Raw genomic sequence first — 20,697 nt, forward strand, 5'->3', positions numbered from 1 at the left:
GGCCGGGGGGCGGGCCAGCTCCAGCAGGCCGGGCGCGTCGTTGCGCACCGCGAAGGCGCGCAGCTCGGCCAGCTCCGGGCGCCCGGCCGTCGGCTCGCCGGCCCGCTCCAGCTCCACCGCCGCGAAGGTGAGCGCCAGCATCCGGTCGGTGACGTCCGGGATGCCGGCGTAGATCTCGGCGCCCGCCAGGTGCAGCTCGGCGGCCCGCCGGTGGTCGCCGCCCGCGGCGGCGAGCGCCCCGGTCACCGTCCGCAGCGCCGCCTCGGACCAGGGCGTACGGTGGCCCACCCGGTCCAGCATCGCGCGCACGCGGGCGGCCGCGTCGTGCCCGGCGAGGCTGGCCGCGTACCCGGCCGCCGCGATCCACTCGCCGCTGGCCAGGGCGGGCACCGCCGACCAGGAGGCGGCCAGCTCGTCGATCAGCGCTGCCGCCTCCTCCCGGCGCCCCTGCAGGGCCCGGCAGAGCGCACCCATCGCCAGCATGGTCCAGTGCAGCCGGTGGAAGCCGCTGCGCCGCGCGGCGTCCAGGGCGGCCGCGACGTCGTCGGCGGGCGCGTCGTCGGCGGGTTCGGCCGGGGAGGCCGCCGGCGGCACCGGCTGGCCCCGTAGCACCAACAGGCAGGAGCGCAGGCCACGGACCTGCATGTCCCAGCTGCCCGTGGGGGTGTCGACGAACGCCTCGGCGGCGCTCAGCAGCCGGTCGAAGTCGCCGTCGAACCAGGCGCGCATCGCCTCCGCCGAGTAGCTGGTGGTCAGCGTCTGCCCGCTGGCCGTACGCGCCGGCGACGACGAGAGCAGGGCGTCGGAGCGCAGCCAGTCGCCCTCCTCCCGGACGGCGTAGGCCAGGTTCTGGATGGCCCGGGGCAGGGCGATCAGCTGGCCGGCGCGGCTGACCTCGACGATCGTGTGCAGCTCGTCCAGGCCCGACCGGTCGCCCGCCTGGTAGCGGGCGGTGGCCGAGGTGATCCGGGCGTTGGTGCGGGTCTCCGTCAGCCCCAGCCGCTCGCCGATCTCCGCCGCCCGCTCCGCCGCGGCGACCGCCGGGTCCCGCTCGTAGTTGAGCATGTGCAGCCGGCCCAGCTCGGCGTAGGCGTCCGCCTTCTGCGGGCTGTCGGGCAGCGGGGCGAAGAGCTGGACGGCCCGGTCCAGGCAGGCCAGCGCGGCGGCCCGGTCGGCGCGCAGCCACGCGGCCTGGCCGAGCAGCGTCCAGGCGCGCGCCGCGCAGGCGTCGTCGCCGTGCGACAGCAGCCTCTCGGCGAGCGCCTGCACCTGCTCGGAACCGCCGCCGGAGAGGAAGGCGTTGCCGTCGCGGTAGAACGAGATCTCCGTGCTGAGCAGCTCCAACTGGAGGCGGCCGACCGGGTCGGACTCGTCGGCCAGCCCGAGCGCTCGGCCCGCGTGGCTCGCCGCGACGTCGAGACTGTGCAGCGCGTACGCCCGCCGGGCCGCCCGGTGCAGCGCGGCGCGGGCGGCGCCGGCGTACCGGGAGGTGTCCGTGCCCAGCGTCCGGGCGATCTCGTGGGCCGCCCAGCGGTGGTGGGCCAGCACCTCCGCCAGGTCGGTGTCCCGGCTCTGCGACAGCGTGTCCAGCCACTCCGCCGTCCGCTCGTGCCGCGCCACCCGCTCGGTACGGGGCAGCCGCTGATAGCACACGTCGCGCACCAGCACGTGCCGGAAGCGGTACTCCGGCTGCCCCGCCATGGTGGAGGCGGCCTGCTCGTGCACGAAGTCGCGCTGCTCCAGCCGGCGCAGCGCGCGCTCCACCGACTCGACGGGCTGGCCCAGCGCGGCGGCCACCGCGCCCGGCCAGAACTGCACGCCGACCACGGCGGCGGCCAGCAGCACCGTGCGCTCCTTGGCGTCGAGCAGGTCGATCCGGTTGGCGATGACGGCGTGCACGCTCTCCGGCATGGGCAGGTCGAGGTGCTTCTCCAGCGACCAGCCCCGCCCGGACTGGCGCAGCGCGCCCTGCTCGATGAGCATCCGGACGTACTCGTGGGCGTAGAGCGGGTTGCCGCCGGCCACCTCCACCAGCGGCGTCAGCATGTCGGCGGAGAACGCCGCCTGACCGAACATGTGGGCGTAGAGCGACGCGATGCCCGTGTCCCGCAGCGGCGGCAGGGTGATGGTCACCGAGCCGGTGATCGTCCCCGCCCAGCTCGGGTCCCGGTCGACGAGTTCCGGCCGGGCGGTGCAGAGCAGCAGCAGCGGCACGTCGCGGGCGGCGGCGCCGAGCAGCTCCACGAAGCGCAGCATCGCGTCGTCGGCCCAGTGCAGGTCCTCGAAGACCAGCACGGTCGGCCGGCGCGCGGCCAGCGCCAGCAGGAAGCGCCGCCACGCCGACTCGGTCTCCTCGGCCGGCAGCGGGGTCCCCGGCAGGCCCACCAGCGGCCGCAGCGCGTCCACGAGGCGTTCCCGCTCGCCCGGGCCGACCAGCTCCCCGACGGCCGAGGCGAGCCGCTGGGCGGCGGTGGACGCCGGGTCCGTGTCCAGGATGCCGGCCTCGGCCTTGACGATGTCGGCCAGCGCCGCGAACGTCACGTTCTCGCCGAACGGCGGGCACCGCCCGGTACGCCAGGTCAGCGGCTCGTCGACCAGCCGGTCCACGTGCCGGTACAGCTCGCGTACCAGCCGGCTCTTGCCGAGCCCGGCCCGGCCGAAGACGGTCACCACCTGGGGGCGCCGGTCGCGCAGCGACCGGTGCAGGGCGTTGACCAGCATCCCCAGCTCGTGTTCCCGGTCGATCAGCGGCGTGGTGTCCGGCTGCCGGTCGGTGGGCTGCCGGCGGACCGGGGAGAGGGCCAGCCACACCTCGGTCGTCGTCGACCGCCCGCGCAGCATGACCGGCGGCTGCTCCGAGTAGCGGATGGTGTCCCGGGTGAGCGCGTAGGTGGTGCCGCAGACGAGCACCCCGCCGGGCGGCGCGACGGACTGCATCCGGGAGGCCGTGTTGACCACGTCGCCGGCCACGATCGCCTGGCCGCCGTCGCGGGCGGCGGCCACGTCGACCAGCGCCTCCCCGGTGGCCACGCCGACCCGGAAGCGCAGCGCGTCCGCGCCGGTGGGGGTGAACCGGGTCAGCACCCGTTGCAGCTCCAGGCCGGCCCGGACGCAGCGCAGCGCGTCGGTCTCGGTCGCCACCGGCGCCCCGAACAGGGCCATCACCGCGTCGCCGATGTACTTCTCCACCACGCCGCCGTACTGCCCGACGACCCGGCGGGCGGCCGAGAAGAACCCGGTCTGCATGCCCCGGACCAGCTCAGGGTCGGCCCGCTCGACGTACGGCGTGAAGTCGATCAGGTCGACGAAGAGCACGCTGACCCGGCGGCGGTCCTCCTGCGGGGTGGCCGCCCGCCGGTCGGTGCCCGGTCGGGGCGCGCCGCAGGAGGTGCAGAACGCCACGTCCCGGGCGAGCGGACGGAGGCAGTGCGGACACACCGCGCCGAGCTCGTTGCCGCAGCCGCCGCAGAAGCGGTCGCCGGCGGCGGCCGTGCGTCCACAGCGGTCACACTGCGTGGCGATGACACCCTCCACTGGCGGTTCCACCGGCACCGGGATCGGTGCCGTTCGGTGCCAGTATCACCGCCGGGCCCAGCTGTCGGGTACCGGGCTGTTGGCTTGTGGACAGTCCACCGGCCGGTCCTGCGGCTACAGTCAGGCGGCTGATTTGCCGACCAACGACCACAGGGGGACGCCCGATGGTGTACGTGATGCTGCAGAGCGACTGGACCGACAGCAACGGGGTGAGCCACTTCGCGGGCGACTCCGTCGACGTGGACGCCGCCACGCTGGCGACGCTCCAGGCGCAGGGGATCGTCAGCGAGCAGTCCGGCGGCGGCAGCAAGGACGGCACCGAGTGGGCCGGGCCGGGCAGCACGACCAACTGGGCCGGCCCGGGCAGCGCCACGCCCTGACCACGCCTGACGGGAAGGGGCCGGAGCAGTCGCTCCGGCCCCTTCCGCGTGGACGGCGGGGTGAGCCGGGGCGGGTACGCCTCAGCGGTCGCTCATGCCGGCGCGGCGGCGCAGCGCCGCCACGTCGGTGACCACGATCCGGCGGCCCTCGGTGCGCAGCCAGCCGCGGTTGGCGAACGAGCCGATCGCCTGGTTGACGCTCTGCCGCGAGCCGCCGGCCATCTCGGCGAGCTGGCTCTGGTTGAGCTCGATCGTGATCATCGGGGCCTGGCTCTCGCCGGCCAGCCGCACCAGGGTCTTGGCGACCCGGCCGGGCAGGTCCAGGAAGACGTGGTCGGCGTTCTGCTCGGTGAGCCGCCGGATCAGCCCGCCCAGCGAGCGCATCACCGCGTCGAGGATGCGCGGGTTGGAGTGCACCAGCTCCATGAACGCGCCCCGGGAGAGCGCGAGCGCCGCGCAGTCCTCGATCGCCTCGGCCGAGGCGGAGCGGGTGGACGCGTCGAGCAGGGAGACCTCGCCCAGCACGTCGGGCGGACGGATGACCGACAGCACCGCGCGCTCGCCGGTCGGCGCGGTGCGGAAGACCGCCACCGCGCCCCGGCGCAGCACGATCAGTGACTCGCCGGGGTCGTTCTCCACGAAGAGGAGCTGACCCTTGCGGTACGTCCGGGGGACCGCCGCCGCGATGACCCGTTGCCGGACCTCCGGCTCGAGCCCGGCGAACATCTCCACACCCGTGAGCGCGTCACCCGGCTCCGGCAGGCGCATCTCCACGGCCCAACCCCTCCCCGGTCAAGGACCACAACTCGCTCACCGGGTGAACCTGAAGGCCCTCGACGAGGTGAACTGACACCGGTTCGGCGTCCGGTAGCGGTACACATCAGATCATGACGGTCCTGTCGCTTGCTGTACACCCCTCAAATCACTTCCGTGACACTCCCGAGCTGCGGCGACCGGCATCGTGGGAGGCGGATCCGGTCGCACCGGTGAGCACGGTCGGCGGACGCGGGGGGCGGGACCACCCTCGCGCCCGCCGGCCCGCGCGCGCCGGTGCCGCCGGCGACCGGGCGCGGCAACCCCGGTCGCCGGCACACGACCGACGTGGGCGAGGATGGCGGTGATGGTCTACCGCTACTTCTACGACTGCGAGTTCATCGAGGACGGCCGCATCGTCGACCTGGTGTCGATCGGCGTCGTCGACGAGTACGGCCGCGAGTTCTACGCCGTCTCGACCGAGTTCGACGACTCGCGGGCCGTGCCCTGGGTGCGCCGCAACGTGCTCGACAAGCTGCCGTCCCCGGCCGACCACGCCTGGCGCTCCCGGGAGCGCATCCGCGACGAGCTCTACGACTTCCTCGTCGAGCCGGTCAGGGACCGCCCGGGCGAGCAGTTGGAGCTCTGGGCCTGGTACGCCGCGTACGACCACGTCGTGCTCGCGCAGCTGTGGGGGGCGATGCCGGCGCTGCCCCGGGAGATCCCCCGGTTCACCAAGGAACTGCGCCAGCTCTGGGACGACCGGGGCCGGCCGCCGCTGCCGGACGCCGCGTCGGCCCGGCACGACGCGCTGGTCGACGCCCGGCACAACCTGGCGCGCTGGCGGGCGATGACCGGTTAGTAGGTTTGGTCGGTTCTGTCCCGGGCACCGGTGCGCAAGCGAGCCGATGCGAGGGAGTGGTCCCCATGAGCAACGAACCGAGCAACGCCGCCGACGCCCGACGCCGGGTCACCGAGTTGGTCCGGGAGGCGCGGATCTGCATGCTGACCACGATCGGCGTGGACGGCCGCATGGTGAGCCGCCCGATGGTGCTGCAGGAGGCGGAGTTCGACGGCGACCTGTGGTTCTTCGCGTACGCCGACTCCGCCAAGGTCCGGCAGATCCGGGTGAACCCGGAGGTCAACGTCTCCTTCTCCGACTCCAGGCGCGACGCCTGGGTCTCGATCGCCGGGACCGCCCGGGAGGGCCACGACCGGGCCAAGGCCGAGCAGCTGTGGACCCCGCTGCTCAAGGCATGGTTCCCGGACGGGCCGGACACCCCCGGCATCACGCTGCTCAAGGTGCGCGCCAGCTCTGCCGAGTACTGGGACTCGCCGTCCGGCACCGTGGTCCAGCTGTTCGGCTACGCCAGGGCCGCGGTGACCGGGAGGCCGCCGAGGGTGGGGGAGAACCGCGAGGTCAGCTACTGACCGGTAGGCCGACCGACCGGTGGGACCGGCCGGGGCGCGGTGCCGGCGTACACCTTCGGCGACTACAGTGCGCACTGACGGCCCGCCCCGGGCCGGCAACGGCGCCGATGGTCTGATTCGACACATATCCTGGGGCAAATCGGGCTTCACCTGATGCTCCCAGGAGGATGAGCAGATCATGCGTATCGGCGTGCTCACCGGCGGCGGCGACTGCCCAGGTCTCAACGCGGTCATCCGGGCGGTGGTCCGCAAGGGCGTCGCCAGCTACGGCCACGAGTTCGTGGGTTTCCGTGACGGCTGGAAGGGCCCCCTGGAGGGCCTGTCCCGTCCGCTGGGCATCGCGGAGGTCCGCGGCATCCTGCCGCGCGGCGGCACCATCCTCGGTTCGTCCCGGACGAACCCGTTCAAGATCGAGAACGGCGTCGAGCGCATCAAGGAGAACCTCGCCGCGCAGGGCGTCGACGCGCTCATCGCGATCGGCGGCGAGGACACCCTCGGCGTCGCCACCAAGCTGCACGAGCTCGGGGTGCACGTCATCGGCGTGCCGAAGACGATCGACAACGACCTCGGCGCCACCGACTACACCTTCGGCTTCGACACCGCGGTCAACATCGCGATGGAGGCCATCGACCGGCTGCACACCACCGCCGAGAGCCACCACCGCACCCTCGTGGTCGAGGTGATGGGCCGGCACGCCGGCTGGATCGCGCTGCACGCCGGCCTGGCCGGCGGCGCCAACGTGATCCTGCTGCCGGAGCGGCAGTTCGACGTCGACCAGGTCGCCGGCTACGTCGAGAAGCGCTTCCAGCACCAGTACGCCCCGATCGTCGTGGTCGCCGAGGGCGCGCAGCCGCTGGACGGCCAGATGGTGCTGCACAACCAGGAGCTCGACGCGTTCGGCCACGTCCGCCTCGGCGGCATCGGCCAGTGGCTCGCCGAGCAGCTGGAGGCCAAGACCGGCAAGGAGGCCCGCACGGTCGTGCTCGGGCACATCCAGCGCGGCGGCACCCCGACGGCCTTCGACCGGGTGCTCGCCACCCGGCTCGGCCTGCACGCGATCGACGCCGCGCACGAGGGCGACTGGGGCAAGATGGTCGCCATGCAGAGCACGGACATCGTCCGCGTTCCGCTCGCCGAGGCCACCCGCGAGCTGAAGACCGTGCCGCTGGAGCGGTACGCCGAGGCCGAGGTCTTCTTCGGCAGCTGATCCGAGTGTCGACGGCGCGGCGGGCCGCAGGGCCCCCGCGCCGTCGATCACGGCAGAAGGGGGTACGCCCGCGATGTCGTCCAGGGTGCACACGGTCGCGGTGATCGGGGCGGGCAAGATCGGTGAGCTGATGCTCTCCGGGCTGCTGCGCTCGGGCTGGCCGGTCGACCGGCTGCTGGCCACCGCCCGCCGGCCCGCCCGCGCCGAGGAGCTGACCGCCCGGTACGGGGTGCGGGTGGTCGACAACCTGGTCGCGGTGGACGAGGCCGAGGTGCTCGCCGTCTCGGTCAAGCCGCAGGACGCGGCGGCGCTGCTGGAGGAGATCGGGCCGAAGGTGCCCGCCGACAAGCTGGTGATCTCCCTCTGCGCCGGCCTGCCGACCAGCTTCTTCAACCGGCGGCTGCCCGAGGGCACCCCCGTCGTGCGGGTCATGACCAACACCCCCGCGCTGGTCGACCAGGCGATGACCGCGATCTCCGCCGGCGCGCACGCCACCGGGGCGCACCTCGCGCTGGCGGAGGAGATGTTCAAGCCGCTCGGCTCGACCATCCGGGTGCCCGAGTCGCAGCAGGACGCGGTGACCGCGCTCTCCGGCTCCGGGCCGGCGTACTTCTACCTGCTGGTCGAGGCGATGATCGACGCGGGCATCCTGCTCGGCCTGCCCCGGCAGGTCGCGCACGAGCTGATCGTGCAGACCGCGATCGGCTCCGCGGTGATGCTGCGCGACTCCGGCGAGCACCCCGTGAAGCTGCGCGAGGCGGTCACCTCGCCGGCCGGCACCACCATCTCCGCCGTGCGCGAGCTGGAGAAGCACGGCGTACGCGCGGCGCTGCTCGCCGCGCTGGAGGCGGCCCGGGACCGGGCCCGCGAGCTGGCCGCCCAGGCGGACTGACCGAACCCCGCGCCGGAGCCGCCCCGAGGCCTAGTAGAGCAGGTGGGGCGCCCGCCGCCGGTCGAACTCGGCCAGCTCGCCGGCCCAGGCGCCGACCACGTCGTCCACGTCGGCGCCCGCGTCGAGCATCGTGCGCAGCCGCGGCGACCCGGTCAGCTTGTCGATCCAGTACGGCCGCACGGCGTCCCACGAGTCGCGTCGCCACGCGAACGCCTCGTACCTGTGCGCCTCCACCAGCATCGCGACGGCCGTGCGGATCGGGTCGTACGTCGCCCGGTCGACGACCTTCACCTCCACCCCGGCGCAGAGCTTGTTGAGCAGCGCCGGCTTCTGCCCCGCCGCCGTCGGCGTGAAGTACGCCTCGCGGAACTCGACGCCGGGCAGCTCGCGCGCGTTGAGTCGGTCGGACCAGTGGTAGTCGAAGTCGTCCGCGAGGCCCCCGATCAGCTCGAACGGCTTGCAGGTGCCCCGGCCCTCGGTGATCGAGGCGACGCCCTCGAACAGGCCGGTGCCGGGATAGACCAGCGCGGTGTCCGGGGTGGGCATGTTCGGGCTGGGCAGCACCCAGGGCAGGTCGGTGTCGGCGGCCAGCTTGTCGCGCTTCCAGTGTCGACACCGGACCACGTGCAGGTCGACCGGTCGCCCGGCCGCGGCGGGCAGGAACTCCGCGTTGAAGAACCCCGCCAGCTCGCCCACGGTCATGCCGTGCTGCTGGACGATCTCCTTCAGCCCCACCCCGGAGGTGTAGGCGGGCGTCATCATCGGCCCGTAGGCCCGGCCGCCGATCGGGTTCGGCCGGTCGAGCACGACGTACCGCTTGCCGACCCGGGCGGCGGCCACCATCGAGGTGTACATCGTCCAGATGTAGGTGTAGAAGCGGACGCCCACGTCCTGGATGTCGAAGACGACGGTGTCGACGCCGGCCTCGGTGAACATGGACTCCCACTTGGCCTGCGAGGCGCCGTACGCGTCGTAGACGGTGACCCCGGTGCGGGCGTCGACGCCGGTGCCCTCGCTGCCGCCGGCCTGCGCCGAGCCGCGGAAGCCGTGCTCGGGGCCGAACGCCGCGGCCAGCCGCACCGCGTCGGAGGCGTGCATCAGGTCGACCAGGTGCCGGTAGGACGCGTCCACCCCGGTGGGGTTGGAGATCACGCCGACCCGCTGGCCGGCGAGGTCCGCGAAGTCGGAGCCGACGAGCACGTCGAGGCCGGTCTCCACGCGGCGGATGCCGGGCACCGCACTGCCGGACGTGCCGGGGGCCGCCGCCGCGACCGCACCCGCGGTCACCGCACCCGCCCCGGCCAGGAACTTTCTGCGCTCCACATCGACCTCCCGTCGGTTGGTCGAAACTTAGCTACACATTGATGCCCCGTCAAGGAAGGTTAGCTACATGCCGTGCGGCCGGAACGGACGACGTCCCGGCCTGTCCGGGCGCCGTCATCCGGCGTCCGGGCCAGGGTCAGGCCGCGCCGGGGCCGGCGCCCTTGGCCGGGTGCCCCATACTGGCCCGGTGTTCACCCTCGCCCAGGCCCGCCACCTGATCGCCACCCTGCGCCCGCGCGTCGACGAGCTGGTCCGGCTGCGGGCCGACCTGGCGGAGCTGCGCGCCGACCTGGCCGACCGGGGCGTCAGCCCGCTCGGCGGGCTGCCCGAGGTCAAGGGGCTGGAGGCGAGGCTGCACGCCCTCGTCGAGGAGCTGCACTCCCACGACATCCAGGTCAAGGGCATCGCGCCGGTGCTGCTCGACTTCCCCGGCGAGCGGGACGGCCGGCCGGTGCTCTGGTGCTGGTTGGAGGGGGACGCCGACGTGCGCTGGTACCACCGCGTCGAGTGCGGCTTCGCCGGCCGTCGCCCGGTCTGAGCCGACGGCGGACCGTTGCGGGGTGCGGCGTCCCCTGCCGTCCGGGCCATGGTCACCGGGCGGGCGGACCCGGCGCGCGCGATCGGCACCACCCGCCGTGGCGTACGGCCCGCGCCGGTCGGGTGGGCCGTAGCGGAGGCCCACCCGACCGGTGGCGCGGGTTCAGCGAGTGGCGGCGGCCAGGGCGGCGCGCACCGTGGCCGCGTCCGCCGGCGCCTCGCGTTCCCAGTTCGCCGGGTCGGTCGAGTAGATGGTCCCGTACGCCGGCGTGTCCGGCTGGTAGCGCCAGCTCTCGGCGAGCGTCCCGGCGTCGACCGCGTCGTAGCCGATCCGGTCGAGGAAGGCCGTGGCGTCGGCCTTCGCGCCCGCGTCGTCGCCGGCGATCGGCAGCGCGCTGCGGTCGGCGGCGCCGGCGGGTCGGGCCAGCGCGTGCAGGTGCTTGAAGAAGATGTTGTTGAAGACCTTCACCACCCGCGACCGTGGCAGGTGCCGCTGGAGCAGCTCGCTGCTGGTGGCCGTGCCCGCGTCGAGTTCGGGGATGGCGCCGTCCCGCTCGGGGTAGTAGTTGTTCGTGTCGAGCACGACCTTGCCGGCCAGCGGCTCGACCGGCACGTCGCGGTACGCCTTCAGCGGGATGGTGACGACCACCAGGTCGCCGGCCTCCGCCGCCTCCGCCGGGGTGGCGGCCCGGGCGCGGGGGCCCAGGTCGTCGACGAGGTCCTTGAGCGTCTCGGGGCCCCGCGAGTTGCTCAGCACCACGTCGTAGCCGGCGGCCACCGCCAGTCGGGCCACCGTGCCGCCGATGTGTCCACTACCGATCAGTCCCACAGTCGTCATGTCCGTCCCCAACTCCGTTCGTCGTGGCCGTATTCCCTACCGGCGTGGTCGGTAATTCGTGCCGGCGGACCCGCGCCGGCCGGTCCCGGCGCGGACGGGTGCGGGCGTCAGGGCCGCCGGGGCGCGGGCACGACCCGGTCGGGGTCGTCGCCGCGCCGGACCGCCACGACCACCCGCTCGACCCGCTCGCCGGTCTCCGGGTCGGTCCAGACGAACACGACCGGCTGCTCCGCCGCGAAGAGTTCCCAGACGAACGGCGGCAGGTCCTCCGGCGGCATCCGGATGTACCCGCTGGCGGCCGCGATCTGACCGAGCAGGTGGTCCAGCACGAAGCGGCGCCGGCCGGCGCCGTCGAGGTGCGTGGGGACCGGCGGCAGGTGCCGCAGCCGGCCGTGGTCGCGCAGCACGTCGTCGGGCACGGCCGCGTCGAGCACGACCCGGCCGGCGTCGAGGGAGCGCTGGATGCTGACGTGGTGGCCGGGCGGGATGAGGCCCGGCGGAAGCATCCCCTGCACCGCGAAGAACATCGCGCCCCCTCGCCGTAGGCCGACCACCGGTGTCGCCGATCGTAGTCCGGGGGACACGCAGCGGCACCGGTTCTCCGTGGAGGAGCCGCGCCCCGCACCGGCGGCGGGTGCGGGGCGGGGTGGGGGTCAGGCCGCCGCGGGCAGCACCTTCTCGATCGCGGCGCGCAGGTCGGCCGAGTCGGGCTGGACGGTCGGCGCGAACCGGGCGGCGACCGTGCCGTCCGGGGCGACCAGGAACTTCTCGAAGTTCCACCGCACGTCGCCGGTGTGGCCCCCGGCGTCGGCGGTGCCGACCAGCGCGGCGTAGAGGGGGTGGCGACCCGGGCCGTTGACGTCGACCTTCTCCGTCAGCGGGAAGGTCACCCCGTAGTTGACCTGGCAGAAGTCGCTGATCTCGGCGGGGGTGCCCGGCTCCTGGCCGGCGAACTGGTTGCAGGGCACGCCCAGCACCACCAGGCCGCGGTCGGCGTACTCGTCGTGCAGCGCCTGGAGGCCGGCGTACTGCGGGGTGAGGCCGCAGCGGGAGGCCACGTTCACGACCAGCAGCGCGCGTCCCCGGTGCTGCGCGAGGTCCGCCGGGCCGCCGCCCAGGGCGTCGATCTGGATGTCGAAGACGGTCATGGGGTGAGGTTACGCGCCGTCCGCCGGGCGCCCCGCGAGGTCCGGCGGGCGACCGGAGACGCTCCCAAGAGAAATCGATAGATGCACATCTTGACTAAGTGATGACGCCGTGAGTAGCGTCTCACCATCCTTTTGGAAAGTTTCCTAACTGTTTGGGGAGACGCCACATGAAGAGATCGCTCCGCCGGGCCCTCTGGGTCGGCGCCGTCATGGCCGTGACGGCCGCCACGGTCCCGATGGCCAGCGCGTTCGGCGACGGCAGCGTGACCGCCGCGTTCGCCAAGGCGCAGGACTGGGGGACCGGTCACGAGACGCGGGTGACCATCACCAACGGGTCGAGCGCGTCGGTGAGCACCTGGCGCATCGAGTTCGACCTGCCGTCGGGCACCAGCATCAGCAGCTCGTGGGACGCCGACGTGACGCGCACCGGCGACCACTACGTCGCGGTCAAGAAGAGCTGGGCCGGCCCGCTCGCGCCGGGCGCCACCTTCAGCTGGGGCTACAACGGCACCGGCGCGTACAGGGCGCCGCTGAACTGCACGATCAACGGCGCGCCGTGCGGCGGCGGCAGCACCCCGCCGCCCACCACCAACCCGCCGGACCCGGGCGGCAAGAAGGTCGTCGGCTACTTCGCCCAGTGGGGCGTCTACGCCCGCAACTACCACGTCAAGAACATCCACACCAGTGGCTCGGCCGCGAAGCTGACCCACATCCTGTACGCCTTCGGCAACACCACCGGCGGCCGCTGCACGATCGGTGACAGCTACGCCGACTACGAGAAGGCGTACACCGCGGCGGACAGCGTCGACGGGGTCGCCGACACCTGGGACCAGCCGCTGCGCGGCAGCTTCAACCAGCTGCGCAAGCTCAAGAAGATGTACCCGCACCTGAAGGTGATCTGGTCCTTCGGCGGCTGGACCTGGTCCGGCGGCTTCACCCAGGCCGCGCAGAACCCGGCCGCCTTCGCCGAGAGCTGCCACAACCTGGTCGAGGACCCGCGCTGGGCGGACGTCTTCGACGGCATCGACGTCGACTGGGAATACCCGAACGCCTGCGGCCTCACCTGCGACTCCAGCGGCCCGAACGCCTTCAAGAACGTGGTGGGCGCGCTGCGCACGAAGTTCGGCTCGTCGGCGCTGGTGACCGCGGCGATCACCGCGGACGGCAGCAACGGCGGCAAGATCGACGCCACGGACTACGCGGGCGCCGCGCCGCACCTCAACTGGATCATGCCGATGACGTACGACTACTTCGGCGCCTTCAACGCGCAGGGCCCCACCGCCCCGCACTCCCCGCTCTACTCCTACCCCGGCATCCCGCAGCAGGGCTTCTGGTCCGACGCGGCGATCCAGAAGCTCAAGAGCAAGGGCATCCCGGCCAACAAGCTGCTGCTCGGCATCGGCTTCTACGGCCGGGGCTGGACCGGGGTGACCCAGGACGCCCCGGGCGGCACCGCCACCGGCGCGGCCCCGGGCACCTACGAGGCGGGCATCGAGGACTACAAGGTCCTCAAGAACACCTGCCCGGCCACCAGCACGGTCGCGGGCACCGCGTACGCCAGGTGCGGCAGCAACTGGTGGAGCTACGACACCCCGTCGACCATCAACGGAAAGATGACGTACGCGAAGAACCAGGGCCTCGGTGGCGCGTTCTTCTGGGAGCTCTCCGGTGACACCGGTAACGGCGAGCTCATCGGCGCCATCAAGGGCGGTCTCGGCTAGGCCGTAGGCCGACGCACCACCCACACGGCGGGGAGGGACCACGCACCGGTCCCTCCCCGCCCGGCCGTGTGCCCGGGCGGCGAGTCGGCGGGAACCGCGGCCGGTGCGGGGAGCGGCCCGGCCCCGGCGCGGTGGCCCGGCCAGGCGTGGGGCGGCCCGGCCCGGAGCGGTGGTCCGGCCCCGGCGCGGCCCGGCCCGGCGCGGTGGCCCGGCCCGGCCCGGCGCGGCCCGGCCCGGCGCGGTGGTCCGGCCCCGGCCCGGCCCGGCGCGGCGCGGCGCGGCGGATCGCCAGGCACATCCGTCGATGTGACAGACTCGCCGCTCAACGGGCTCGATGTCCACGGCGACGGAGGTGTCGATGCGCACGACGCACGCGAGGCTGGCGGCGGGCGCCGTGCTGCTCGGGGCGCTGCCCCTCGCCCTGCTGGGCTGCGGCATCGGCGGGGACGACGACGCGGCGACCAAGCCCGGGCGGGCCCCCGCCGAGGAGGCCGCCGCGAAGTCGCGGGAGCGGGTGCAGGCATACCTCGACGCGATGACCGCCAAGGACGTCGCGGCCGGCCGCAGCCAGCTCTGCGCGGTTCTCCAGGAGAGCTTCGACGCCGCCGCCACCGGCCCGAACGGCGACTTCGCCGACCACTTCAAGGTCCCGCAGGCGGAGATCACCGACGTCCGTCCCGGCCCGCGCGGCCAGGAGGTGAGCGCCAGGGTCTCGGTCACCACCGGCTCCCGCACGATCACCCGGCCGCTGCTGTTCACGGTCACCCGCGACGGCGCCGACTGGTGCATCGCCGCGGAGGCGCCGGGCGGCAACACCCCGGCGCCGACCGCCACGCCCTGACCTGGGCTCCGGTGAGTCATCTCTCACCTGCCGGAACCCTCCCCCTCGCCGGTCGGCCGCCCCGGCGGTCGCCGTACGCTTTCTGTCATGCGCCATGAGTGGCATCAGCTGAGCCATCCCGCGGTGGGCAGCCCCGGGCTGCAGACCAGCCGTCCGACCGTCGACTCCGCCGAGGACGCGGCCCTCGGCCTCGACCGCTGGCGGGAGCTGCCGCGCGCGCAGACCCCGCCGTGGCCGGACCCGGCCGGAGTCGCCGAGGTCTGCAAGGTGCTCGACACCGTGCCCTCGGTGGTGGCGCCCTACGAGGTCGACCAGCTCCGCCAGCGGCTGGCGCTGGTCTGCGAGGGCAAGGCCTTCCTGCTCCAGGGCGGCGACTGCGCGGAGACCTTCGCCGACAACACCGAGAGCCACCTGCTGGCCAACGCCCGCACGCTGCTCCAGATGGCGATCGTGCTCACCTACGGCGCCTCGCTGCCGGTGGTCAAGGTCGCCCGCGTCGCCGGGCAGTACACCAAGCCCCGGTCGCTGCCGACCGACGCGCGCGGCCTGCCGGCCTACCGCGGCGACATGATCAACTCGCTGGAGGCCACGCCGGAGGCCCGCGCCGCCGACCCGCAGCGCATGATCCGGGCGTACGCGAACTCGGCCGCCGCCATGAACATGCTCCGCGCGTACCTGGCCGGCGGGCTGGCCGACCTGCACGCGGTGCACGACTGGAACAAGGGGTTCGTCAAGAACTCCCCGGCCGGCGAGCGCTACGAGGCGATCGCCCGGGAGATCGACCGGGCGCTGGCCTTCATCCGGGCCTGCGGGATGACCGACGACGAGGCGCTGCGTACCGTCACCCTCTACTGCTCCCACGAGGCCCTCGCCCTCGAGTACGACCGGGCGCTCACCCGGGTCTCCGACAACCGGGCGTACGGGCTGTCCGGGCACTTCCTGTGGATCGGCGAGCGCACCCGCCAGATCGACGGCGCACACATCGACTTCATCTCCCGCATCGCCAACCCGATCGGCGTCAAGCTCGGCCCCACCACCACGCCGGACGAGGCGATCGAGCTCTGCGAGAAGCTCAACCCGGACAACATCCCCGGCCGGCTCACCCTGATCAGCCGGATGGGCAACCACCGGGTCCGCGACGCCCTGCCGCCCATCGTGGCGAAGGTGACCGCCGCCGGCGCCAAGGTGGTCTGGCAGTGCGACCCGATGCACGGCAACACGCACGAGTCGTCCAACGGCTACAAGACCCGGCACTTCGACCGCATCGTCGACGAGGTGCTCGGCTACTTCGAGGTGCACCGGGCCCTGGAGACCCACCCCGGCGGCCTGCACGTCGAGCTGACCGGCGAGGACGTCACCGAGTGCCTGGGCGGCGCCCAGGGCATCGAGGACCTCGACCTGCCCGACCGGTACGAGACCGCCTGCGACCCGCGACTGAACACCCAGCAGTCGCTGGAGCTGGCCTTCCTGGTGGCGGAGATGCTCCGTGGCTGACCTACCCGCGAGCGCGGGGAGCGAGCCTGCCAGCCCCGCAGCCGCGAGCGACGACATGATCGTCGACCTGCGTTCGGACACCGTCACCCGGCCGACCCCCGGGATGCGGGAGGCGATGGCCGCCGCCGAGGTCGGCGACGACGTCTACGGCGAGGACCCGACCGTCAACGCGCTGGAGGCCGAGGTCGCCGCGCTGTTCGGGCACGAGGCGGCGCTGTTCGCCCCGACCGGCTCGATGGCCAACCAGATCGCCCTGCAACTGGTGGTGCCGCCGGGCAACGAGCTGCTCTGCGACGCCGACGCGCACGTGGTCACGTACGAGATCGGGGCCGCCGCCGCGTACGGCGGCATCTCCTCGCGGACCTGGCCGGCGGTGGGCGCGGACATCGACCCGGACGCGGTCGCCGCCATGATCCGCCCGGACGGCTACTGGGCGGTGCCCACCCGGGCGATCGCCGTGGAGCAGACCCACAACCGGGGCGGCGGCGGGGTGATCCCGCTGGCCACCCTGCGGGAGCTGCGCCGGGTCGCCGACGACGCGGGCGTCGCGCTGCACTGCGACGGCGCCCGGATCTGGCACGCGCACGTCGCCGACGGCGTGCCGCTGGCCGAGTACGGTGCCCTCTTCGACACCCTGTCGGTCTGCCTCTCCAAGGGGCTCGGCGCGCCGGTCGGCTCGCTGGTCGTCGGCAGCGCCGACCAGATCGAGCGGGCCCGGTTCATCCGCAAGCGGATGGGCGGCGGGATGCGGCAGGCCGGCATCCTCGCCGCGGCCGGCCGCTACGCGCTGGCCCACCACGTCGACCGGCTCGCCGCCGACCACGCGAAGGCGGCCCGGCTCGCCGAGGCGATCGCCCCGTTCGGGGTGCTGGCCAACCCGGTCCGGACCAACCTCGTGCCGCTGGATCTCACCAAGGCGCCGCTGGACGCGCACGCCCTGGCCACCGCCGCCCGCGCCGAGGGCGTCCTGGTGTCGGTGCTCGGCCCGCGCGTCGCCCGCCTGGTCACCCACATGGACGTCGACGACGCCGGCATCGACCGGGCCATCGAGGTCGTCACCCGCATCCTCCGGGACTGACCGCCCCGTGGCCCGTCCGCCGGCGAACCGGCCGGACGGGCCACGGCTCAGGGGTGCAGGCGCTTGAGGGTGGCGATGTCGGCGGCGTGGCCGACGTGCTTCTCGGTCGGGGTCTCCACCACGACCGGGATGCCGGCCGTGGCCGGGTGGGCCATCAGCTCGGCGAACGCCGGCTCGCCAATGGTGCCCTTGCCGATGTTCTCGTGCCGGTCCCGGGTGGAGCCGCACAGGTCCTTCGAGTCGTTCGCGTGCACCAGCCGCAACCGGCCGGCCCCGACCGTCGCCACCAGCGTGTCCAGCGTCGCGGTCATGCCGCCCTCGGCGGCCAGGTCGTGGCCGGCGGCCCAGGCGTGGCAGGTGTCGAAGCAGACCCCGAGCCAGGGGTGCCGGTCCACCGCGTCGAGGTACGGCCCGAGCTGTTCCACCCGCGAGGCGAGCGACCGGCCGCCGCCCGCGCTGGGCTCGACCAGCAGCCGCGGGCCGTCCGACGCCGCCGCCTCGTCGAGCAGCGGCAGCAGCGTCTCGCGTACCTGTCGCATCGCGGCCTCGGCGTGGCCCTCGTCGACCGCGCTGCCGGCGTGGAAGACCACACCCTCGGCCCCGATCGCCCGCCCCCGGCGCAGCGCGTGGGCCAGCGTCTCCGCCGAGCGTTCCACCGTGTTCGCCGTGGGGGAGCCGAGGTTGACCAGCAGCGACGCGTGGATGAAGACGGGCAGGCCCCGCTCGCCGCAGCCGTCGCGGAACAGTGTGTCCTGGGCCGGGTCGCCGGCCGGCAGCGCCCAGCCCCGCGAGTTGGAGACGTAGACCTGCACGACCTGCGAGCCGGCCGCGTCGGCGTACGGCAGCGCCGCCTTGGCCAGGCCGCCCGAGGTGGGCGTGTGCGAGCCGACCGGCCGGTGCTGCGCCGTCGTCCCGCGCGGGGTCGTGACCGCGTGGTGCCCCGTGGTCTCGCCTGCCGTCATCCCTACAGACATCCGATGGTCACCTGGGTGCCCGGCGGCACCTGCGTGTTCTCCGGCGGGTTCTGGAACCGGGCGATGCCGTTCGGGTTGAACTGGATCACCACGGGGAAGCGCTGGCTCTCCAGCACCTGCTTGGCCTGCTGGCACGGCAGGTCGACGACCCGCGGCACGGGGACCAGCGGCGGGCCCTTGCTGAGCTCCAGCGTGACCTTGGCGCCCCGCTCCACCCCGGTGCCGTCCGTCGGGCTCTGCCCGAGGACCTCGTCCCTGGGCTTGTCGGAGTCCTTGTAGGTGGGCGGCTCCACCAGCACCAGGCCCAGCTGGGCGAGGATCGTCCGGGCCTCGGCCAGGCTCTTGCCGAGCAGGTTCGGCACCGAGATCGGGGCCTTGCCCTTGCTCAGGACGACGGTGACCTTGTCGCCCGGCTTGACCTCGGTGCCCACCTTCGGGTTGGTGTCCACCACCACGCCCGCGGGCAGGTTGTCGTCGTAGCGGGGGGTGCCCTTCGCCACCACCAGCTTCGCGTCGAGCAGGTCCGCCTCGGCCAGCTCGAACTCCTTGCCGACCACGTCGGGCACCGGGAAACGCTCCGGCCCCAGCGAGAGGGTCAGCGTGATCGTGCCGCCCTTGACGATCCGGGTGGCGGAGACCGGGTCCTGCGCCAGGACGGCGTCCTTCGGGACCTTCTCGTCGTAGCGCGGCTCGGCGTAGGTGAGGGTGAAGCCGGCGCGGGCGGCCTGCGCCTCCGCGTCGGCCTTGCTCAGAGTCACCAGTTGCGGCGCCACGGTGTAGCGGCCGACCCCGAACCACCAGCCGCCCCCGGCGGCCACCAGGCCCAGCACCACCACGGCGGCGATCACCGCCATCCGGCCCCGCGGGTCGCCCATCACCCGGGCGCGCAGCGCGGACAGCCGCGACCAGAGGCTCTCGTCCTCCTCGGGCTCGGCCCGGCGCCGGCCGCCCCGGGGAGCGCCGCCGTCGGGCAGCCGGGCCCACGCCGGCCGCTCGGCCGGCCGGACCGCCGCGACCACCATCGTCGGCTGGGCCACCGCCGGCTCGTCGGTCACCCGGCGCAACACGGCGGTACGCGTGTTCGCGTCGCCAAGGTCGTCCCGGGCGACCTGCACCTCGGCCAGCAGCGCGCCGGCGTCGGTCGGCCGGGCGCCCGGATCGCGTCGGGTGGCCCGGGCGACCAGGTCGTCCAGCGACTTGGGCAGCCCGGGCACCAGCGTCGAGGGCGCCGGGACGTCCCGGTCGACGTGTTGCCAGGCGACGTCGACCGGCCGGTCACCGTCGTAGGGCACCCGGCCGGTGAGCATCTCGAACAGCACGATGCCGGCGGAGTAGACGTCGGTGCGGGGGTCGGCGTGCCCCTCGGTGACCAGCTCCGGGGCCACGTACGCGACCGTGGCCATCAGCTGGTTGCCGTTCTCGTCGTCGGCGCTCGCCTCGACCGCCCGGGCCAGCCCGAAGTCGGCCACCTTGACCACGCTGTCGACGAGGTTGGCGGCGCCGCCGGTGGGCGCCTCGGCGACCAGCACGTTCTCCGGCTTCACGTCGCGGTGCACGAGGCCGGCCCGGTGCGCGGCGGCGATCGCGGCGAGCATCTGCTCGGCGATGGCCAGCGCCTCGTCCGGGTTGAGCCGGCGCCGCTCGGCGAGCACGTCGCGCAGGGTGCGGCCGCGGACGTACTCCATCACCAGGTAGGGCAGGCCGGCGTGGGTGCCCTGGTCATAGACCGCGACCACGTTCGGATGGGTCAGTCGGGCGATCGTCTTGGCCTCGTCGGTGAACCGCTCCACGAAGCCCGCCGTCCGGGCCCGGGCCTCGGGCGCCTGGGACGGATGAATGATCTTGACCGCCACGGTGCGCTCGAGGCGCTCGTCGGTGGCGGTGTACACGGTCGCCATGCCGCCACGGGCCACGCGACCGCGGATGCGGTAGCGCCCGTCGATCAGCGAGCCCAGCAACGTGTCGGCGACCTGTGTGTCCATCGGCAGGGAGTCTATGTGTCCAGAGGGTGAAGGTTGAACAGGATGCTACAGCCGGGCTGCGACGACAACCGTCCCGCCGCGCTCGCGCCGCCTGTCCGCCCTGCTCACCCAGCTCCTCGGGGTGCCGTTGGCCGGGGTCGGCCGGGGCATGGCAGGGTGGTCGGGTGACCGACTCCGTACCCGCCGACCGGGCCGTGCCCGACCCCGACCCCGCCGGCCCCGCCGACCCCGCCGACTGGCTGACCCTGCCGGACGTGGCCGAGCGCCTCGACGTGTCGATCAGCAAGGTCCACCAGATGATCCGGGACCGGGAGCTGATCGCGGTGCGCCGCGAGGGCGTCCGCCGGATCCCGACCGATCTGGTGGCCAACAAGACCGTGCTCAAGCACCTGCCCGGCGTGCTCAACCTGCTGGCCGACGCCGGCTACGACGACGAGGCCGCGCTGCGCTGGCTCTACGAGCCGGACGACACCCTCCCCGGCGCCACGCCGGCGAAGGCGCTCGCCGGCGACCAGGCCCGCGAGGTCAAGCGCCGCGCCCAGGCCCTGGGCTTCTGACCCACCC

19 protein-coding genes are annotated in these 20,697 nt (G+C 73.8%); 11 read left to right on the plus strand and 8 right to left on the minus strand.

Going from position 1 to position 20,697, the window contains the following annotated elements; genetic code table 11:
* On the minus strand, nt 1-3,546 hold a 3,546-nt coding region (locus tag ACSNOB_RS26705; RefSeq protein WP_436689465.1), incomplete at its 3' end, for an ATP-binding protein.
* Nucleotides 3,547-3,698: 152 nt separating this feature from the next.
* Between ACSNOB_RS26705 and ACSNOB_RS26710 the strand changes: the two genes are divergently transcribed.
* A complete protein-coding gene (locus ACSNOB_RS26710; protein ID WP_357693205.1) occupies nt 3,699-3,914 on the plus strand; it encodes a hypothetical protein in 216 nt (71 codons plus the stop codon).
* Between the two features lie 81 nt (nt 3,915-3,995).
* Here the strand turns inward: ACSNOB_RS26710 and ACSNOB_RS26715 are convergent, their stop codons facing one another.
* Nucleotides 3,996-4,688: a Crp/Fnr family transcriptional regulator gene (locus ACSNOB_RS26715; RefSeq protein WP_091104723.1), complete on the minus strand. Its 693-nt coding sequence runs from the start codon at nt 4,686-4,688 to the stop codon at nt 3,996-3,998.
* A gap of 346 nt (nt 4,689-5,034) precedes the next feature.
* Between ACSNOB_RS26715 and ACSNOB_RS26720 the strand changes: the two genes are divergently transcribed.
* The 4 genes from ACSNOB_RS26720 to proC all read left to right on the plus strand — a co-directional run bounded on the left by ACSNOB_RS26720 (nt 5,035) and on the right by proC (nt 8,197).
* The gene (locus ACSNOB_RS26720; protein ID WP_436689492.1) at nt 5,035-5,529 is read left to right on the plus strand and encodes a polyadenylate-specific 3'-exoribonuclease AS; all 495 of its coding nucleotides are present in this window, start codon (nt 5,035-5,037) and stop codon (nt 5,527-5,529) included.
* Between the two features lie 65 nt (nt 5,530-5,594).
* Nucleotides 5,595-6,098: a pyridoxamine 5'-phosphate oxidase family protein gene (locus tag ACSNOB_RS26725; protein ID WP_436689468.1), complete on the plus strand. Its 504-nt coding sequence runs from the start codon at nt 5,595-5,597 to the stop codon at nt 6,096-6,098.
* A 178-nt stretch (nt 6,099-6,276) separates the two neighbouring features.
* On the plus strand, nt 6,277-7,305 hold the full coding sequence (locus ACSNOB_RS26730) for a 6-phosphofructokinase (protein ID WP_393103397.1): 1,029 nt from the start codon (nt 6,277-6,279) through the stop codon (nt 7,303-7,305).
* 73 nt (nt 7,306-7,378) lie between these two features.
* Complete coding sequence (proC, locus tag ACSNOB_RS26735; RefSeq protein ID WP_436689470.1) at nt 7,379-8,197, plus strand: pyrroline-5-carboxylate reductase; 819 nt, start codon at nt 7,379-7,381, stop codon at nt 8,195-8,197.
* 30 nt (nt 8,198-8,227) lie between these two features.
* On the opposite strand, the gene ACSNOB_RS26740 is transcribed toward proC, so the two are convergent.
* Complete coding sequence (locus tag ACSNOB_RS26740; protein ID WP_436689472.1) at nt 8,228-9,520, minus strand: exo-beta-N-acetylmuramidase NamZ family protein; 1,293 nt, start codon at nt 9,518-9,520, stop codon at nt 8,228-8,230.
* Nucleotides 9,521-9,707: 187 nt separating this feature from the next.
* Here ACSNOB_RS26740 and ACSNOB_RS26745 point away from each other — a divergent pair, with 187 nt between their 5' ends.
* The gene (locus ACSNOB_RS26745; RefSeq protein WP_436689474.1) at nt 9,708-10,058 is read left to right on the plus strand and encodes a DUF2203 domain-containing protein; all 351 of its coding nucleotides are present in this window, start codon (nt 9,708-9,710) and stop codon (nt 10,056-10,058) included.
* A 162-nt stretch (nt 10,059-10,220) separates the two neighbouring features.
* On the opposite strand, the gene ACSNOB_RS26750 is transcribed toward ACSNOB_RS26745, so the two are convergent.
* From ACSNOB_RS26750 to ACSNOB_RS26760, 3 genes are all read right to left on the minus strand, one after another.
* The gene (locus ACSNOB_RS26750; RefSeq protein WP_436689476.1) at nt 10,221-10,895 is read right to left on the minus strand and encodes an NADPH-dependent F420 reductase; all 675 of its coding nucleotides are present in this window, start codon (nt 10,893-10,895) and stop codon (nt 10,221-10,223) included.
* Between the two features lie 107 nt (nt 10,896-11,002).
* Nucleotides 11,003-11,422: a hypothetical protein gene (locus ACSNOB_RS26755; RefSeq protein ID WP_436689478.1), complete on the minus strand. Its 420-nt coding sequence runs from the start codon at nt 11,420-11,422 to the stop codon at nt 11,003-11,005.
* Between the two features lie 126 nt (nt 11,423-11,548).
* Nucleotides 11,549-12,043: a glutathione peroxidase gene (locus ACSNOB_RS26760; RefSeq protein WP_436689480.1), complete on the minus strand. Its 495-nt coding sequence runs from the start codon at nt 12,041-12,043 to the stop codon at nt 11,549-11,551.
* A 167-nt stretch (nt 12,044-12,210) separates the two neighbouring features.
* Between ACSNOB_RS26760 and ACSNOB_RS26765 the strand changes: the two genes are divergently transcribed.
* From ACSNOB_RS26765 to ACSNOB_RS26780, 4 genes are all read left to right on the plus strand, one after another.
* A complete protein-coding gene (locus ACSNOB_RS26765) occupies nt 12,211-13,764 on the plus strand; it encodes a glycosyl hydrolase family 18 protein (RefSeq protein ID WP_436689482.1) in 1,554 nt (517 codons plus the stop codon).
* A gap of 358 nt (nt 13,765-14,122) precedes the next feature.
* A complete protein-coding gene (locus ACSNOB_RS26770) occupies nt 14,123-14,605 on the plus strand; it encodes a hypothetical protein (protein WP_436689484.1) in 483 nt (160 codons plus the stop codon).
* An 87-nt stretch (nt 14,606-14,692) separates the two neighbouring features.
* Nucleotides 14,693-16,099: a class II 3-deoxy-7-phosphoheptulonate synthase gene (locus ACSNOB_RS26775; RefSeq protein WP_393103416.1), complete on the plus strand. Its 1,407-nt coding sequence runs from the start codon at nt 14,693-14,695 to the stop codon at nt 16,097-16,099.
* A 55-nt stretch (nt 16,100-16,154) separates the two neighbouring features.
* On the plus strand, nt 16,155-17,177 hold the full coding sequence (locus ACSNOB_RS26780; RefSeq protein ID WP_436689494.1) for a threonine aldolase family protein: 1,023 nt from the start codon (nt 16,155-16,157) through the stop codon (nt 17,175-17,177).
* 47 nt (nt 17,178-17,224) lie between these two features.
* On the opposite strand, the gene ACSNOB_RS26785 is transcribed toward ACSNOB_RS26780, so the two are convergent.
* Together ACSNOB_RS26785 and pknB are read right to left on the minus strand one after the other, a co-directional pair.
* Complete coding sequence (locus ACSNOB_RS26785; RefSeq protein WP_436689486.1) at nt 17,225-18,139, minus strand: deoxyribonuclease IV; 915 nt, start codon at nt 18,137-18,139, stop codon at nt 17,225-17,227.
* A gap of 2 nt (nt 18,140-18,141) precedes the next feature.
* Nucleotides 18,142-20,133, minus strand: coding sequence for a Stk1 family PASTA domain-containing Ser/Thr kinase (gene pknB, locus ACSNOB_RS26790; RefSeq protein WP_436689488.1), 1,992 nt, complete (start codon nt 20,131-20,133; stop codon nt 18,142-18,144).
* 164 nt (nt 20,134-20,297) lie between these two features.
* Between pknB and ACSNOB_RS26795 the strand changes: the two genes are divergently transcribed.
* Nucleotides 20,298-20,690 carry an Rv2175c family DNA-binding protein gene (locus ACSNOB_RS26795; RefSeq protein WP_436689490.1) on the plus strand — a complete coding sequence of 131 codons (393 nt, stop codon included), beginning with the start codon at nt 20,298-20,300 and terminating at the stop codon, nt 20,688-20,690.
* The last annotated feature ends 7 nt before the right edge of the window (nt 20,691-20,697 follow it).

The organism is Micromonospora sp. URMC 106 (genome assembly GCF_051386395.1).
Classification (GTDB): Bacteria; Actinomycetota; Actinomycetes; order Mycobacteriales; family Micromonosporaceae; genus Micromonospora.